At 63.3% G+C, this 14,274-nt stretch carries 15 protein-coding genes; 8 read left to right on the top strand and 7 right to left on the bottom strand.

Annotation, left to right across the window (positions count from 1 at the left end):
• Positions 1-17 precede the first annotated feature (17 nt).
• Together QM716_RS03270 and QM716_RS03265 are read left to right on the top strand one after the other, a co-directional pair.
• Positions 18-824, top strand: coding sequence for a TrmH family RNA methyltransferase (locus QM716_RS03270; RefSeq protein ID WP_283302339.1), 807 nt, complete (start codon positions 18-20; stop codon positions 822-824).
• A complete protein-coding gene (locus QM716_RS03265; protein ID WP_283302338.1) occupies positions 821-1,081 on the top strand; it encodes a DUF2537 domain-containing protein in 261 nt (86 codons plus the stop codon). Before QM716_RS03270 ends, QM716_RS03265 begins: the two co-directional genes overlap by 4 nt.
• A 20-nt stretch (positions 1,082-1,101) precedes the next feature.
• Here the strand turns inward: QM716_RS03265 and QM716_RS03260 are convergent, their stop codons facing one another.
• The 4 genes from QM716_RS03260 to QM716_RS03245 all read right to left on the bottom strand — a co-directional run bounded on the left by QM716_RS03260 (position 1,102) and on the right by QM716_RS03245 (position 5,356).
• Positions 1,102-1,887 (bottom strand): DUF6928 family protein, encoded by a 786-nt coding sequence (locus QM716_RS03260; RefSeq protein WP_283302337.1) that lies wholly within the window; start codon positions 1,885-1,887, stop codon positions 1,102-1,104.
• 52 nt (positions 1,888-1,939) lie between these two features.
• Entirely contained in the window at positions 1,940-2,845 is a 906-nt protein-coding gene (sepH, locus tag QM716_RS03255) for a septation protein SepH (protein WP_283302336.1), read from the bottom strand.
• A 199-nt stretch (positions 2,846-3,044) separates the two neighbouring features.
• Positions 3,045-4,166: a phosphoserine transaminase gene (serC, locus tag QM716_RS03250; RefSeq protein WP_283303039.1), complete on the bottom strand. Its 1,122-nt coding sequence runs from the start codon at positions 4,164-4,166 to the stop codon at positions 3,045-3,047.
• A 62-nt stretch (positions 4,167-4,228) separates the two neighbouring features.
• On the bottom strand, positions 4,229-5,356 hold the full coding sequence (locus QM716_RS03245; protein ID WP_283302334.1) for a citrate synthase 2: 1,128 nt from the start codon (positions 5,354-5,356) through the stop codon (positions 4,229-4,231).
• A 245-nt stretch (positions 5,357-5,601) separates the two neighbouring features.
• Between QM716_RS03245 and pdxH the strand changes: the two genes are divergently transcribed.
• The 5 genes from pdxH (at position 5,602) to QM716_RS03220 (ending at position 10,622) form a co-directional block, all read left to right on the top strand.
• Entirely contained in the window at positions 5,602-6,315 is a 714-nt protein-coding gene (gene pdxH, locus QM716_RS03240; protein ID WP_283302333.1) for a pyridoxamine 5'-phosphate oxidase, read from the top strand.
• Positions 6,312-7,577: an MFS transporter gene (locus tag QM716_RS03235; RefSeq protein ID WP_283302332.1), complete on the top strand. Its 1,266-nt coding sequence runs from the start codon at positions 6,312-6,314 to the stop codon at positions 7,575-7,577. The genes pdxH and QM716_RS03235 overlap by 4 nt, the downstream gene beginning before the upstream one ends.
• 41 nt (positions 7,578-7,618) lie before the next feature.
• Positions 7,619-8,566 (top strand): aldose 1-epimerase family protein, encoded by a 948-nt coding sequence (locus QM716_RS03230; RefSeq protein ID WP_283302331.1) that lies wholly within the window; start codon positions 7,619-7,621, stop codon positions 8,564-8,566.
• A gap of 357 nt (positions 8,567-8,923) precedes the next feature.
• Positions 8,924-10,222: a citrate synthase gene (locus QM716_RS03225; RefSeq protein WP_020908786.1), complete on the top strand. Its 1,299-nt coding sequence runs from the start codon at positions 8,924-8,926 to the stop codon at positions 10,220-10,222.
• A 37-nt stretch (positions 10,223-10,259) separates the two neighbouring features.
• Positions 10,260-10,622, top strand: a complete 363-nt coding sequence (locus QM716_RS03220; protein ID WP_003940440.1) for an FKBP-type peptidyl-prolyl cis-trans isomerase — start codon at positions 10,260-10,262, stop codon at positions 10,620-10,622.
• Positions 10,623-10,713: 91 nt separating this feature from the next.
• Here the strand turns inward: QM716_RS03220 and QM716_RS03215 are convergent, their stop codons facing one another.
• On the bottom strand, positions 10,714-11,475 hold the full coding sequence (locus tag QM716_RS03215) for an ABC transporter permease (RefSeq protein ID WP_283302330.1): 762 nt from the start codon (positions 11,473-11,475) through the stop codon (positions 10,714-10,716).
• Complete coding sequence (locus tag QM716_RS03210; protein ID WP_283302329.1) at positions 11,472-12,425, bottom strand: ATP-binding cassette domain-containing protein; 954 nt, start codon at positions 12,423-12,425, stop codon at positions 11,472-11,474. Before QM716_RS03210 ends, QM716_RS03215 begins: the two co-directional genes overlap by 4 nt.
• A 92-nt stretch (positions 12,426-12,517) precedes the next feature.
• Between QM716_RS03210 and QM716_RS03205 the strand changes: the two genes are divergently transcribed.
• Entirely contained in the window at positions 12,518-13,321 is an 804-nt protein-coding gene (locus QM716_RS03205) for a TetR/AcrR family transcriptional regulator (protein WP_283303037.1), read from the top strand.
• Here QM716_RS03205 and QM716_RS03200 read toward each other — a convergent pair.
• Positions 13,256-14,245 carry a sugar-binding transcriptional regulator gene (locus tag QM716_RS03200; RefSeq protein WP_283302328.1) on the bottom strand — a complete coding sequence of 330 codons (990 nt, stop codon included), beginning with the start codon at positions 14,243-14,245 and terminating at the stop codon, positions 13,256-13,258. The two genes, QM716_RS03205 and QM716_RS03200, sit on opposite strands and share 66 nt — an antisense overlap.
• Between the last annotated feature and the right edge of the window lie 29 nt (positions 14,246-14,274).

Here is a 14,274-nt window from a genome sequence, read left to right as displayed (position 1 = left end):
TACGGCACGATAGACCCGTGGTTCACGTCATCGACATCTCAGATCCCGCCGACCCCCGGCTGGATGACTTTCGCGATCTCAACTCCTCGGATCGACGCCCCGACCTGCCGGAGGGCAAGGGGCTGGTGATCGCCGAGGGAGTCTTCGTCACTCAGCGCCTGCTGACCTCGCGGTTCGAGCCGATCAGTCTCCTCGGCGTCGAACGACGGCTCGTGGAGTTGGCTGACGATCTCGACAATGTGGACGTGCCGTTCTATCGTACGAGCGCCGAAGTGATGGCCGAGGTCGTCGGATTCCACCTGAACCGTGGCGTCCTCGCTGCAGCAGCACGTCCGGCACCGCTCGCAGTCTCGGACGTGTTGAAGGACGCGAAGACGGTAGCGATCCTCGAAGGCGTCAACGATCACGAGAACCTCGGCTCGATGTTCCGCAACGCTGCGGGGCTCGGCGTCGACGCCGTTCTGTTCGGGAAGGGTTGTGCCGACCCGCTGTACCGGCGCTCGGTCCGCGTGTCGATGGGGCACGTGCTGAGAGTGCCCTTCGCGCATGTGGCGAAATGGCCGTACGACCTGGAGGAGCTGCGTGGCAACGGTTTTCAGCTGATCTCCTTGACCCCGAACCCGGAGGCGGTCACTCTCGCCGAAGCGATGACCGGGGAGAAGGTAGCGCTACTGCTGGGCGCCGAGGGGCCAGGACTGACTGAACATGCGATGCGGGCCACCGACATTCGCGCCAAGATACCGATGGCGCCAGGCACCGATTCGCTCAACGTCGCGACCGCGGCGGCGATGGCCTTCTACGAACGTGTGAGGACCGGCCAGTGACTCAGGACCGCACGCCCTGGTTCACCGGAATCGCGGTGTCGGTATTCGCCGCGATGCTCTCGACCAGTGCCGTCGCTGCGTTCTGCATCGCACTGGGCAACGTGAACGTGCTCCTGGCAGTCGTTGTCAATCTCATTGCGGTAGGCGGACTTGCGCCGACCGTGTGGCGCTGGCGAGCGATTCCCGTCTGGCGATGGGTGGTCTACGGCGCAGTTGTCGGCGTGCCGCTCGGGTGGATCGCAGCGATAGCCGTTTGAACGTGTGATGCCGGATCGAGCTACTTGAATCCGAAGTACCGGGCGAGGCGGCTGCGCGGCTTGGCTGCCGGTGCTTCGTGGATCGGCGGCATGTTCTCAGGTACGGGCGCCTCGGTCGGTGCCTGCTCGGGTACCGGCGCGGGAGCTGGGGGCGCAGGTTTGGGTGCCTCGCCGGAGCGGTGAATCTTGAAGCCCCACAGGAGAATCTGCGTCGTGTCGAGTTCGTGTTCTCGTGGAGCGCCGGTGTATCGGAATCCCAGCCACTCGAGGTTGGCGGACTCCGCGAACTGTTGCGGGTGGAACGGCAGTGACTGTGGATCGGGCAGGATCCCGGGCGGGTAGCGCAGGGGATGATCGCCGGCCCAGAATTCCCGTTCCCAGGTCTGCGGGATCCCCAGATTTTCGACGATGTCGATCGGGATGGCACTGAACGAGCGTCGTAGCTCGCCGTCCTCCCACAGTGCAAACGAGCCCTGCGCGGTTTCGGGGACGGAGCTGATCAGCAGCGTCGAACCGCCCTCGGCCGAAAGGTGCCAGGAATCAGGCAGTTTCGAGGGGACGAAGGTGCTGAGTTCGGCGCTGCAAACGACGCTCACCCGGTTGTACGCGCCGATGAAGACGTAGCCGGGGCTCACCGTCGCGGCCATCGACAGCGGCTGGGGCCCGAGGGATTCGAACTCCTTGTCCGGGTACAGCGACATGGCGATTTTCAGCGCCTCTGTCTGATCCGGCTGAGGGTACTTGCTCAATTCGGTGCGAGCGTCTGCGCCGCCCAGAAACCAGATCGTCGATACCCGTGCAGCCACCGGCAGCCCTCTCTCCTCAGCCTCGCTCGAAAGAAGAATACTTTCCTTCGGGTCAGCGACCGCTGCTGCGGACCCCGAGAAGAACGTCGTCCCACGAGGGCAAAGCAGGCCTTCCGCGCTTGTCCTTAGTCTGCGTCTGTTGCGGCGCGGTTTTCGGCGTCACATCCGGTGCGGGTTCGGGAACCTCTTCGGCGACGACGATTTCCGGTTCGACAGCAATCGGTTCGGGCGCCACGATTCGTTCCGCCACCACCGTCCGCTCGGGTACTACTGCGGGCTCCGGCTCGATCTCCGCCACCGGTTCGACGTCGAACCTGGACAGTTCGAGCTGTTCCGGCTCGTTCGAGGCCACCGGTACCAGGCCGCGGAGCGGGCGACCGAAGTCGGGATCGATCAAGTCGAATGCTGCGTCGTCGAGCGCGACGATTGTTCCGCCGTGCGCGTCGGGCTGGTAGCGCCAGTGCGCGGCGTTGGTGGTGCGGCCGGCCTGCCACTGCAACTGTGCTACCCACTGATTGTCCTCGTCGCGCCAGGCATCCCAGGTGGCCTCGTCGATGCTGTGGCCACGGGCACGGAATGCGTGCGTCACGATTTCGGAGAGGGTGGGAACCGTCGGACCGTTGTCGCGGACCGGGTGTCCGCCCTGCGCCATTTCCGCGGCGCGAGAGCGCTCGAGCAGAACGGGGTACGCAAAGCGCTCGACCTTGCTGATGGGGATCTTCGCTTCTTCGGCGACCTGTTCTACGGAAGCACCGGAACGGATGCGCGCCTGGATTTCGCGGGGACGGAGTTGGCTTTCCATTTCGATCTCAATCTGGCCGAGTCGAGCCACGTCTCCGCGGGAAGCTGCACGAAGTTTGTCATCGGCGGGAAGCCGGAATTTCTGGCCGGTTTCAGCATCTGCGCACACCACATGCGATCCATCGGGTTCAAGTCCGATCACTCTAAGCTCTCGCACATTGACCTCCTTATCGCGCCGGCTCGCGACTTTGCGCCGCGCTCAACTGTAATTCATTCGTGACCATGGGCTCGGCAGGACACGCAGGGCGAGATGACCTCGGATCCGCCTGCCGGTGTGGTAGCTCACAAGGTCTTGCACAAACGACGCTCGGCCCCCGACATGATGTCGAGGGCCGAGCGGTGAAGCAGTGTGAAAATCAGCCGAGCTGAGAAACGACCCAGTCGATGCTCTTGGTGAGGGCGGTGACGTCATCGGGGTCGATGGCCGGGAACATGCCGACACGCAACTGGTTGCGTCCGAGCTTGCGGTACGGCTCGGTATCGACGATTCCGTTGGCGCGCAGGATCTTTGCCACCTCGGCAGCGTTGACGTCGTCGTTGAAGTCGATGGTGCCGACAACCTGCGAGCGGTGCGCCGGATCAGCGACGAACGGCGTTGCGAACTCGCTGGCCTCGGCCCAGTTGTACAGGCGCGAGGACGAATCCGCGGTGCGAGCGGTGGTCCAGTCGAGGCCGCCGTTGCTGTTCATCCACTCGATCTGGTTGGCGAAGAGCAACAGGGTGGCCAGGGCCGGGGTGTTGTACGTCTGATCCTTGGAGCTGTTGTCCACGGCGATGGGCAGCGAGAGGAAGTCAGGCGTCCAGCGTCCCGAATCTTTGATCTCCGCGACGCGCTCGAGGGCGGCCGGGCTCATCAGCGCGATCCACAGTCCGCCGTCCGCAGCGAAGCACTTCTGCGGAGCGAAGTAGTAGACGTCGGAATCGGCGACGTTGACCGGAAGTCCACCGGCGCCCGAGGTGGCGTCGATGGCGATCAGGGCGTTCTCCGAACCCGCGGGACGCGAGACGGGGATCGACACACCGGTGGAGGTCTCGTTGTGCGCCCAGCCGATGAGATCGACGGACGGGTCGGAGACCGGCACCGGTGCGCTGCCCGGATCTGCGGAAACGACGATCGGGTCACCGATGAACGGGTTGGCCTTGGCGACCGAAGCGAACTTGGAGCTGAATTCGCCGTTGGTCAGGTGCAGCGACTTCTCGCGGATGAGGCCGAATGCAGCCGCATCCCAGAACGCAGTGGTTCCGCCGTTACCGAGGACGACCTCGTAGCCCTCGGGCAGTGAGAACAGATCGGCGAGGCCGGAACGAATGCTGGCGACAACGTTCTTGACCGGCTTCTGGCGATGGCTGGTGCCGAACACCGAAGCGCCCACCTCGACCAGGGACTGCAGCTGCTCGGGGCGAACCTTGGAAGGACCGCAGCCGAAGCGTCCGTCGGCGGGCTTGAGGTCGGCGGGGATGATCGGTGTGGAGGTCATCGCTTCTTTCTGTTCCTTCACTTGTGTTCTGTACTACCGTGATTGGCGAATTCGAGCGGGTGTCACGCGTGGCTGATCTGGTCCCAGCCTTCGACGGACTCAGGAGTGCGGGGCTCCGGGCCGGTGTAGATTGCGGCCGGGCGCACCAGTTTACCGAGACGCTTCTGCTCGAGGATGTGTGCACACCAGCCGGCGGTGCGACCACAGGTGAACATGGCGGGCATCATGTGTGCGGGAACCTCGGCGAAGTCGAGGATGACTGCAGCCCAGAACTCGACGTTGGTCTCGATCGCGCGATCGGGACGACGCTCACGCAGTTCCGTCAGTGCTGCCTGCTCGAGAGCTGCGGCAGCCTCGTAGCGGGGAGCGTTGAGGCGCTTCGCGGTAGCGCGGAGCACGCGTGCACGGGGATCTTCGGCGCGGTAGACGCGGTGTCCGAAGCCCATGAGCTTTTCCTTGCGGTCGAGGATTCCCTTGACCAGTGCGCGGGCGTCGCCGGTCTTCTCGGTCTCTTCGATCATCGGAAGAACGCGGGCCGGAGCGCCACCGTGCAGCGGGCCGGACATCGCGCCGATGGCGCCGGAGAGCGAGGCCGCGACGTCGGCGCCGGTGGAGGCGATGACGCGGGCCGTGAAGGTGGAGGCGTTCATGCCGTGCTCGGCTGCGGAGACCCAGTACGCGTCGATTGCCTCGACGTGTGCCGGATCGGGCTCACCCTTCCAGCGCACCATGAAGCGTTCGGTGACCGTCTTGGCCTCGTCGATGCGGCTCTGGGGGACTGCGGGCTGGTAGATGCCGCGAGCGGACTGCGCGACGTAGGACAGTGCCATGACGGATGCGCGGGCGAGCTGGTCGCGGGCGGTGTCGTCATCGATGTCGAGGAGCGGCTGGTAGCCCCAGATGGGAGCAAGCATCGCAAGTCCGGCCTGGACGTCGACACGGACGTCGCCGGTGTGAATGGGGAGGGGGAACGGCTCGGCCGGCGGGAGGCCGGGGCCGAAGCGGCCGTCGACGAGAAGGGCCCATACGTTGCCGAAGGTGACCCTCTGGCCGACCAGGTCTTCGATGTCGACTCCGCGGTAGCGCAGTGCGCCGCCGTCTTTGTCGGGTTCTGCGATATCGCTGGTGAAGGCGACGACGCCTTCGAGTCCGCTCACAAAATCGTCCGGTATTGCTGCGCTCGCTGCCATTCTCGTGGACTCTCCTCGTTCGAGTGCGCCAGGTCTACAGTCGCACTGCCTCAGCTTCAGTGACTGCGCCTCGGTGCTCGCAGGGATGAGCACGCACCGTGTTTAGTACTGCGCAATCGTCTCGTCCCGATTCGGTTGCTGTCGCTGGAGCGGCTCGCGGTCCGGGTCGGGTCTAGCCACGGCAAACTTTAGCGCGTGCCGCGTAGCCGTTGGCCAGTGAGTACCCGGGAGTAGCGTTCTCGGCTGTGTCGAATGAACGTCAGGACCCGCAGGCGGTGGACAACGAACTCGCGGCCATGCGTGTGGGCTATCCGCAAGCAGGCAGCGAATCGGAGTCCGTCGAGGACCGCATGAGTGCGGAATTGGATACCTCGGTGGTCGAGACCGGATGGCTGCCCCTCATGCGTCAATGGCTCGTGGACGCCGTCGAAGCGGACGCGCCGGAACCGAACGCCATGACTCTGTCGACGGTGGACGGCCGTGGTCACCCGGCGTCGCGGACCGTGCTCTGCAAGGGCCTCAGCGAAGACGGCGTGCTCTTCTTCACCAACTACGGATCCGACAAGGCTCGTCAACTCGACGCCCATCCGTACGCGTCGGTCAACTTCACATGGCTGACCCTTGCCAGGCAGGTGATCGTCCGCGGTGCGACCGAGCGGGTGAGTGCTCAACTGACGCAGGAGTATTGGCGAACCAGGCCGCGCGGATCGCAGCTCGGGGCGTGGGCGTCGTCGCAGTCTCGTCCGATCGACTCGCGTGCCGATCTCGACGAGCAACTGCGTGAGGTCGCTGCCCGATTCGGCGTGGACGGGGAGATTCCGGTGCCACCGAACTGGGGCGGGATTCTGATCCGGCCGGAGTCTGTCGAGTTCTGGCAAGGACGCGCGAACCGCATGCACAATCGAGTTCGCACGAGCCTGGTCGACGGACAGTGGTCCGTCGTCCGTCTCCAGCCGTGAGCCGGGTACTCGCGGACACGACTCCGCTCGAGAATCGCGACTATCGACGGCTGTGGACGGCCGGCATCGTCACCGTGATCGGCGCGCAGCTCAGTGTGGTCGCCGTACCGCAGCAGGTGTACGAGATCACCCGAAGCTCGGCCTACGTCGGTCTGACGGGAATCTTCGGTCTGGTACCGCTGATCGTTTTCGGTCTGTGGGGCGGGGCACTCGCCGACGTCATGGATCGACGACGGCTGTTGATGATCACCTCGGTCGGACTCGGTGTCACGTCGGTGCTGTTCTGGATCCAGGCTGCCCTGAACGTGAACAACGTGTGGTTGGTGCTCGGCTTGTTCTCGGTTCAACAGGCGTTCTTCGCGGTCAACCAGCCGACGCGGGCGGCGATCATTCCCAGGCTGATTCCTGGCCGGCAGTTACCTGCTGCGAACTCGCTGAACATGACCGTCGTGCAGTTCGGTGCGATAGCCGGCCCGCTGCTGGCCGGCGTCCTCATTCCGTCGGCTGGTCTGCAACTGCTGTACCTGCTCGACTCGATCTTTCTGCTCGCCACGTTGTGGGCAGTGTGGAAGCTCCCGGCGATTCCGCCGACCGGAACCTCTCGGCGGGCCGGATTGAGCGAGGTCCTGGGCGGTTTCACGTATCTGGCGACGCAGAAAGTTCTGCTCGCATCGTTCGTGGTGGACATCATCGCGATGGTGTTCGGGATGTCGCGAGCCCTGTTCCCGGAGATCGCACACGAATCCTTCGGTGACCCTGCCAGCGGTGGTTTTGCGCTCGGACTGCTGTTCGCGGCGATGTCGGTGGGAGCTGTTCTGGGCGGAGTCTTCTCGGGCTGGTTGCCGCGGGTGCAGTACCAGGGGCGCGCCGTGCTGGTCTGCATCGCACTGTGGGGCCTGTCGATGGTCGGCTTCGGCGTTGCCGTGTACTTCGCGAGTCCCGGTTCCAGCGTGATTCTGCTCTGGGTCGCGGTGGCGTTCCTTGCGTTCGGCGGCGCCGTCGACATGGTCTCGGCCGCATTCCGCAGCACGATGCTCCAGCAAGTGGCAACCGACGACATGCGTGGACGATTGCAGGGCGTCTTCATCGTGGTCGTGGCAGGTGGTCCGCGCATCGGTGACGTACTGCACGGCGGTGCGGCCTTCCTGTTCGGGACCGGTGTCGCGGCGGCCGGCGGCGGCTTCCTGGTGATTGTCGGCGTTGTCCTTTCTGCTCTCGCATTTCCGGCGTTCGTTCGTTACAAGGTGGGACGCGCCGCCTGACGTCCTGGTTAACCGGTCGCTCGTGGTGGAAACTGGTACGTATGACTGCGCCGCACAGCACGGGTAGGGGAGGGTTCGAGATCCGTGGTGGCGGTTACCGCGCCGAGATCGCGGCGGCCGGTGCAGGATTGCGGCTTCTTGATCACGAGGGTCCCAACGGTCAACGCGCGCTGACCGAAACCTGGGCCCTCGGATCGAAGCCACCGCTCTCTGCCGGATTGGTTCTCGCGCCATGGCCCAACCGGATTCGGGACGGGCACTTCATGTTCGACGGAATCGAGCATCAACTCGAGATCACCGAACCGGCACTGGGGAACGCAAGCCACGGGTTTGTCAGACGTCGTAATTGGACCCTCGTCGACCACACCTACGAGCGCGTCGAACTGTCGGTGGATGTCGGACTGCACAAGGGTTGGCCGTATCCGTTGCAGCTGTCGGTCGCCTACGAGGTCGGTGTCGACGGGTTGACGGTGACGCATACGGCCACGAACAAGGGCGCGACCTCGTCGCCGTTCGGGCTCGGAATGCATACGTTCATCCGCGCCGGCGACTTTCCTCTCGACGAATGTGCTCTGCATCTGGCCGCCGGCACGCGGCTGCCGATCGATCCGGCGAGGATGCTGCCGAATGCGTATTCGCAGGCAGTCGCCGGTACGGACTACGACTTCCGGACGCCGAGACTGCTCGCCGGGGTTCAGTTGGACACTCCGTACAGCGCGTTGGACGTCGTCGACGGGAGTGGTCGCACTCAGCACGAATTGCTCGCGCCGGATGGAACGGGCACCGCGCTGTGGACCAACCGCGAGTTCCCGTGGATTCAGGCATTCATCGCAGATCCTGCCAATGACAAGGGATATCCGGACCGTGGACGCGCATTGGCATTGGAACCGATGACCTGCCCACCTGACGCCTTCAACTCGGGCATCGATCTCCTGGTGCTTCAACCGGGTCAGACGTGGACGGGTAGCTGGGGCATCAAGGCTCTGTGATCCGTCTCTCATACCGTGGGATCGTGTAACGCCGCCCAGGCATCGGCCGATATCAAGCAGTTTTCAGTATCTCGTGTCAGTGGTCCGGAAGGTCCGTCGTTCGTCCACGTCTCGGGCTGCTGTCGAGATTTGCAGATCAGTGTGGGTAACCCACGACTCAGTAGACTGGAGTACCGGTCACGCGAGTGAGAAAACTCAACCTGAAACATGTTTCAGTTTCGGTGGGTATGTCGGGTTCGCGAGTACCCGGAAAATAGCCGTGGGGCGACCCTCCTTCGGCACGATATCTCCCGTGCGACTAGTTTCTAGTTGATCGCATGTAGTTACTCGTTGGTTCGAGCTTGAGAGGGATCCTTCGTGCCCGCTGACAATGACACAAAGCCCACGCTTACTTACCCCGGTGGTGAGTACACGATGTCCATTGCCAGGGCAACTGAGGGCAATGACGGCATCGAGCTGGGAAAGCTGCTGGCCACAACGGGGTACACCACCCTTGACCCCGGTTTTGTGAACACTGCATCCACCAGTTCTGCAATCACCTATATCGACGGTGAGAAGGGAATCCTGCGTTACCGCGGATATCCCATCGAGCAGTTGGCTGGTAAGTCGACGTTCATCGAGGTCAGCTACCTGCTGATCTACGGCGAACTGCCGACCGACGCCCAGCTCGAGTCCTTCACGGACCGCATTCGTCGACACACCCTGCTCCACGAGGACCTCAAGCGGTTCTTCGACGGTTTCCCGCGCAACGCTCATCCGATGCCGGTTCTCTCGTCCGCAGTGAACGCACTGTCGGCGTACTACCAGGATTCGCTCGATCCCGAGGACCCGGAGCAGGTGGAACTGTCCACCATCCGTCTTCTCGCGAAGCTGCCGACCATCGCTGCGTACGCGTACAAGAAGTCCGTCGGACAGCCGTTCCTGTACCCGGACAACTCGTTGAACCTGGTCGAGAACTTCATGCGTATGACGTTCGGCTTCCCCGCCGAGCCGTACCAGGGCGATCCCGAGGTCGCCAAGGCACTCGACATGCTGCTGATCCTGCACGCCGACCACGAGCAGAACTGCTCCACGTCGACCGTGCGTATGGTCGGCTCGTCGGACGCCAACCTGTTCACCTCCGTCTCTGCCGGCATCAACGCACTGTGGGGCCCGCTGCACGGCGGCGCGAACCAGGCAGTGCTCGAGATGCTCGACGAGATCAAGGCCAGCGGCAGTACCGCAGCCGAGTTCGTCCGCAAGGTCAAGAACAAGGAAGACGGCGTGAAGCTCATGGGCTTCGGGCACCGCGTCTACCGCAACTACGACCCGCGCGCCGCGCTGGTCCGCGAAACCGCGCACACCATCCTCGCCAAGCTCGGCGGCGACGATGAACTGCTCAACATCGCAATGCAACTCGAGGAAGCCGCCCTCACGGACGACTACTTCATCGAGCGCAAGCTTTACCCGAACGTCGACTTCTACACCGGCCTCATCTACCGCGCGATGGGCTTCCCGCCGCGTATGTTCACGGTGCTGTTCGCCATGGGCCGTCTGCCCGGGTGGATTGCGCACTGGCGTGAAATGCACGAGGATCCGGCTACGAAGATCGGCCGCCCACGCCAGATCTACACCGGCTACACCGAGCGCGACTATCGGGACATCACCACCCGCTAGCCCCTGCCCACAATTTTCGCCTCAACGAGGAGGACCCATGAGTAGCAAGCCCGTAATCGAGTTCCAGGAAGGCCCCGCGCCGACCGATCTGGTCATCAAGGACCTGGTTGTCGGAGAAGGCGCCGAAGCCGTTCCCGGTGGCACCGTCGACGTTCACTACGTCGGTGTCGAGTTCGAGTCCGGCGAAGAGTTCGACTCTTCCTGGAGCCGTGGCGAGTCCATTCAGTTCCCGCTTCGTGGCCTGATCAAGGGCTGGCAGGACGGCATCCCGGGCATGAAGGTCGGCGGACGTCGTCAGCTCACCATTCCGCCGGAGCTGGCATACGGCCCCGCCGGTGCAGGTCACCAGCTTTCCGGCAAGACCTTGGTCTTCGTGATCGATCTGCTGGACGCCAAGTAATCTACTGTGCGCCTTTATTAACCGCCGGCGGTTAATAAAGGCGCACAGCACGAGGGCCCCGCACCGTCAGGTGTGGGGCTTTCTTGTGTGATCAGCGCGCCGTCTTTCGTCGGTAGAGCCAGTTCGACCACACGAATCCCGAGGCCGCGATGCCCAGGCACCATGCGAGCGCGATGACGGCACTGTTTCCGATCGGAGTACCCATCAAGAGTCCGCGCACCGTCTCGATGATCGGTGTCACCGGCTGGTGGCGGGCGAACCCTTGCAGCCAGGACGGCATGGTCTCGGCCGGCACGAAGGCAGTGCTGACGTAGGGCAGGAACATGATGGCGAAGGTGAAACCACTTGCTGCCTCAGGGTTCCGGGCCAGGAGCCCCAATGCCGTTGACAGATATGACATCGCGAACACGAAGGCGACGATCACGGCGGCGACACCCAGCCACCGTAGAGGATCACTGGTCGGACGAAACCCCATGATGAGCGCGACGAGAACCACGATCGCTGTCGTCAGAACATTGCGGACGACGCTGGCGAGCACATGTCCGGTCAGGACGGACGACGGTGAGATCGCGAGCGTCCGGAAACGGTCTATGATCCCGTCCTTCATGTCGCTCGAGACGCTGACGGCGGTGGTCGAGGCGCCGAAACCGGCGCACAGAAGGATGATTCCGGGCACGACGTAGTCGATGTACTCGGTACCGGTGTTGATGGCGCCACCGAAGACGTAGACGAACAGCAGCATGAGTATTACCGGCAGTGCTATCGCAGTGATCATCGAATCCGGGCTGCGCAGAACGTGTTTGAGATTACGGCGAAGCATCACAGCGGAATCGACTGCAATGGTGGACGTCATCGAATGCTCGCAATCTCGGGTTGGCCGGATCCGGTGAGCGCGAAGAACACGTCGTCCAGGTCTGGGGTATGAACGGAGAACTTCTCGACGGTGATCGACGGGTCGTCGATAGAGTCGAGGATGGCCTTGATCGACGGAACGGTTCCGTCGGAAGGGATGTGCAGGGTCAAGGTCTCGGCATTCGAGTGTGCTTGTGGCAGTGACGCCGCGGCGAGATCGAGTTGGGTCAGGTTCTCGAATTGCAGTGCGACATGGCCGCCGGGAACAAGACGCTTGAGTTCGTCGGGTGTTCCCTCGGCGACCAGACGGCCACCGCTGAGCACGCCGACGGTGTCGGCCAATTCGTCTGCCTCGTCGAGGTATTGGGTGGTGAGGAAGATCGTGACACCCGACGCTGTGAGACCACGAACTATCGACCACATTTCGTGGCGGCTTCTCGGGTCCAAGCCAGTGGTGGGTTCGTCGAGGAAGACGACATCCGGCTGCGCGACCAGGCTCATTGCGATGTCGAGTCGTCTGAGCATGCCGCCCGAGTAGTCGCCCGCTCGCTTGTCGCCGAAGTCCGTCAGGTCGAACTGGTCGAGCAGTTCGTCGGCACGTCTACGAGAGTTCCTCCGGCCCAGGTGATGCAGTTCGCCCAGGAGAGTCAAGTTCTCGGAGCCGGTCAACAGTGTGTCGACGGCAGCATATTGCCCGGTGACGCTGATGCGTCGGCGAACGTTCTGGGGATCGCCGGGGAGTGAATGACCGGCCACGGTGACCTCGCCGGCGTCGAAAGGAATGAGGGTGGTGAGAATTCTTACCGCTGTGGTCTTTCCGGCGCCGTTCGCGCCGAGGAGGGCGTACACCGATCCTGCTGGTACCGACAGGTCGAGTCCGCCCAGAACCTGTTGATCGCCGTAGTGCTTGCGGAGTCCGCGGACCGAGATTGTGGGGATCGTTCCTGGCATTGAAACCTCCGAGGTAACTGTGTATGGCATAAACTCGTGTTTATAGCGTACACAGTTCTAGGATGATGGCAAGAGCGAAGAGTGGGAGCTGTATGGATGGCGGCGCGCTACCGAGAGCGGTCGAACTGGCATGGGGACTGGATCAGCCCGGAACTCGGGGTCCCAAGAAGGGGCTCAGTCTCGAGCACATTCTCGACACCGCGATCGAGTTGGCCGACGCGGAAGGCGTCACGGCGCTGTCGATGGGCCGGGTGGCCAAAGCGCTCGGGTTCACGACGATGTCGCTCTACCGCTACGTGGCGAGCAAAGATGAACTGATCGAACTGATTTCGGATCGAGTGATAGGCCCACCGCCGATAATTCCCGACGGCGTGACCTGGCGCGTCAAGCTCGAGGCGTGGGCGAACCAGGAGTACGCCACGATGCTGAGTCGGCCCTGGTGGCTCAAGCTGCCCATCACCGCCCCGCCGACCGGACCAAACAACATGGCGTGGCTCGACGCGGGGCTGAGCGCACTCGACGGCGTCGCTCTGAGTGCCGCATCGAAGTTCCAGGTGGTGACCAATGTGTCGTTGTTCGTGATCGGCCGCGCCCGATTCTCGGCTGACCTGGCTTCGCGGTCGGCGCAGTCTGCAGATGACGACGTGGCTTACGGCGCCCTCATCGCGCGAGTCATCAACCGCGAGGACTTTCCCTACCTCAGTGCTGCAATCGAGGAGGGCGGCTTCGAGGACGGCAGCCCGGAAGGCGAGGCGGCCGGCGATGATGCTTTCGATTTCAGTTTCTCGCTGGGCCTTCTGCTCGACGGAATCGAGAAACTGGTGCAGCGGTCAGGACACCAGCGCGGTGGCACTGACGTCGTCGATGATCAGGTCGGTGATCAGCCCGCCCCGTAGTGCTCCCGCCAGGGCGGGCAGTTTTGCTGTTCCGGCGACGATGCACACGCGTCTGGCGACCTTCTCGAAAAGGTCAAGTCGCGGACCACTCGCGCGCTCGTTGAGTTCGATGCCGCGATAGCTCCCGTCGGACCGGAAGAACACGGTTGCGATGTCCCCGACCACTCCGTCGCGTCGAAGTGCTTCTGCTTCATCGGGTTCGAGGTATCCGGCGGTGTAGACGTGACTCGGCACATTGCCGCCCGGGACGCCGATGCTGAAGACTGCCAGGTCCATTCGCTTCTGCATGTCCAGTACTCGCTTGATGCTGCGTTCGCGCCACAATTGTTCCCGGGTTTCCGGGTAGTCGAAGAATGCAGGTACCGGAAATCCTTGTGGCAGAGCGCCGTAGGCGTCGGCGATGGTTCTGATGATGTCGCTGGCGTAGGAGATTCCCGTGGTGCGGGTATTTGCGGCACCGTTGAGTTGCACGACGTAGGAGTTGTACGTGCGTTTGGGGGCGAGGTGCTTGCTGACTTCACTGAGAGTGGTTCCCCAGGCGATTCCCATCACCATGTCGCTGTCGAAGAACGAGGCCAACAGGCGCCCCGCGAAAGTGGCGACCTTCTCGAGTCGCTCGAGATCCCCCACCAGTTCCGGCACGGTCACGACGTGTGCGCGTACTCCGTACCGTTCCGAGAACTCGCGTTCGATGCGAGGCGCCTGGCCGTGCGGCGTGCTGATCTTGATCTCGACGAGTCCCGAAGTGCGTGCGTAGGTGATCAACCTGGAGACGGTGGATCTGGAGACTCCCATGTCGCGCCCGATGGCAGCCATCGTCTGATCTTGGAAGTAGTAGAGGCGAGCGGCCTGAACGGCGTCGGCGATACGCGGGTCCGCGGGATCGGAGGTCGGGGAGTCGGAAGTGGGAGTTGGAGTTTCCATGGTTCCGTCCTGTCTGCACGTACGTGCAA

The organism is Rhodococcus sp. IEGM 1409, from assembly GCF_030056735.1.
GTDB lineage: Bacteria > Actinomycetota > Actinomycetes > Mycobacteriales > Mycobacteriaceae > Rhodococcus_F.
This window is presented reverse-complemented; position numbering and strand designations above follow the sequence as displayed.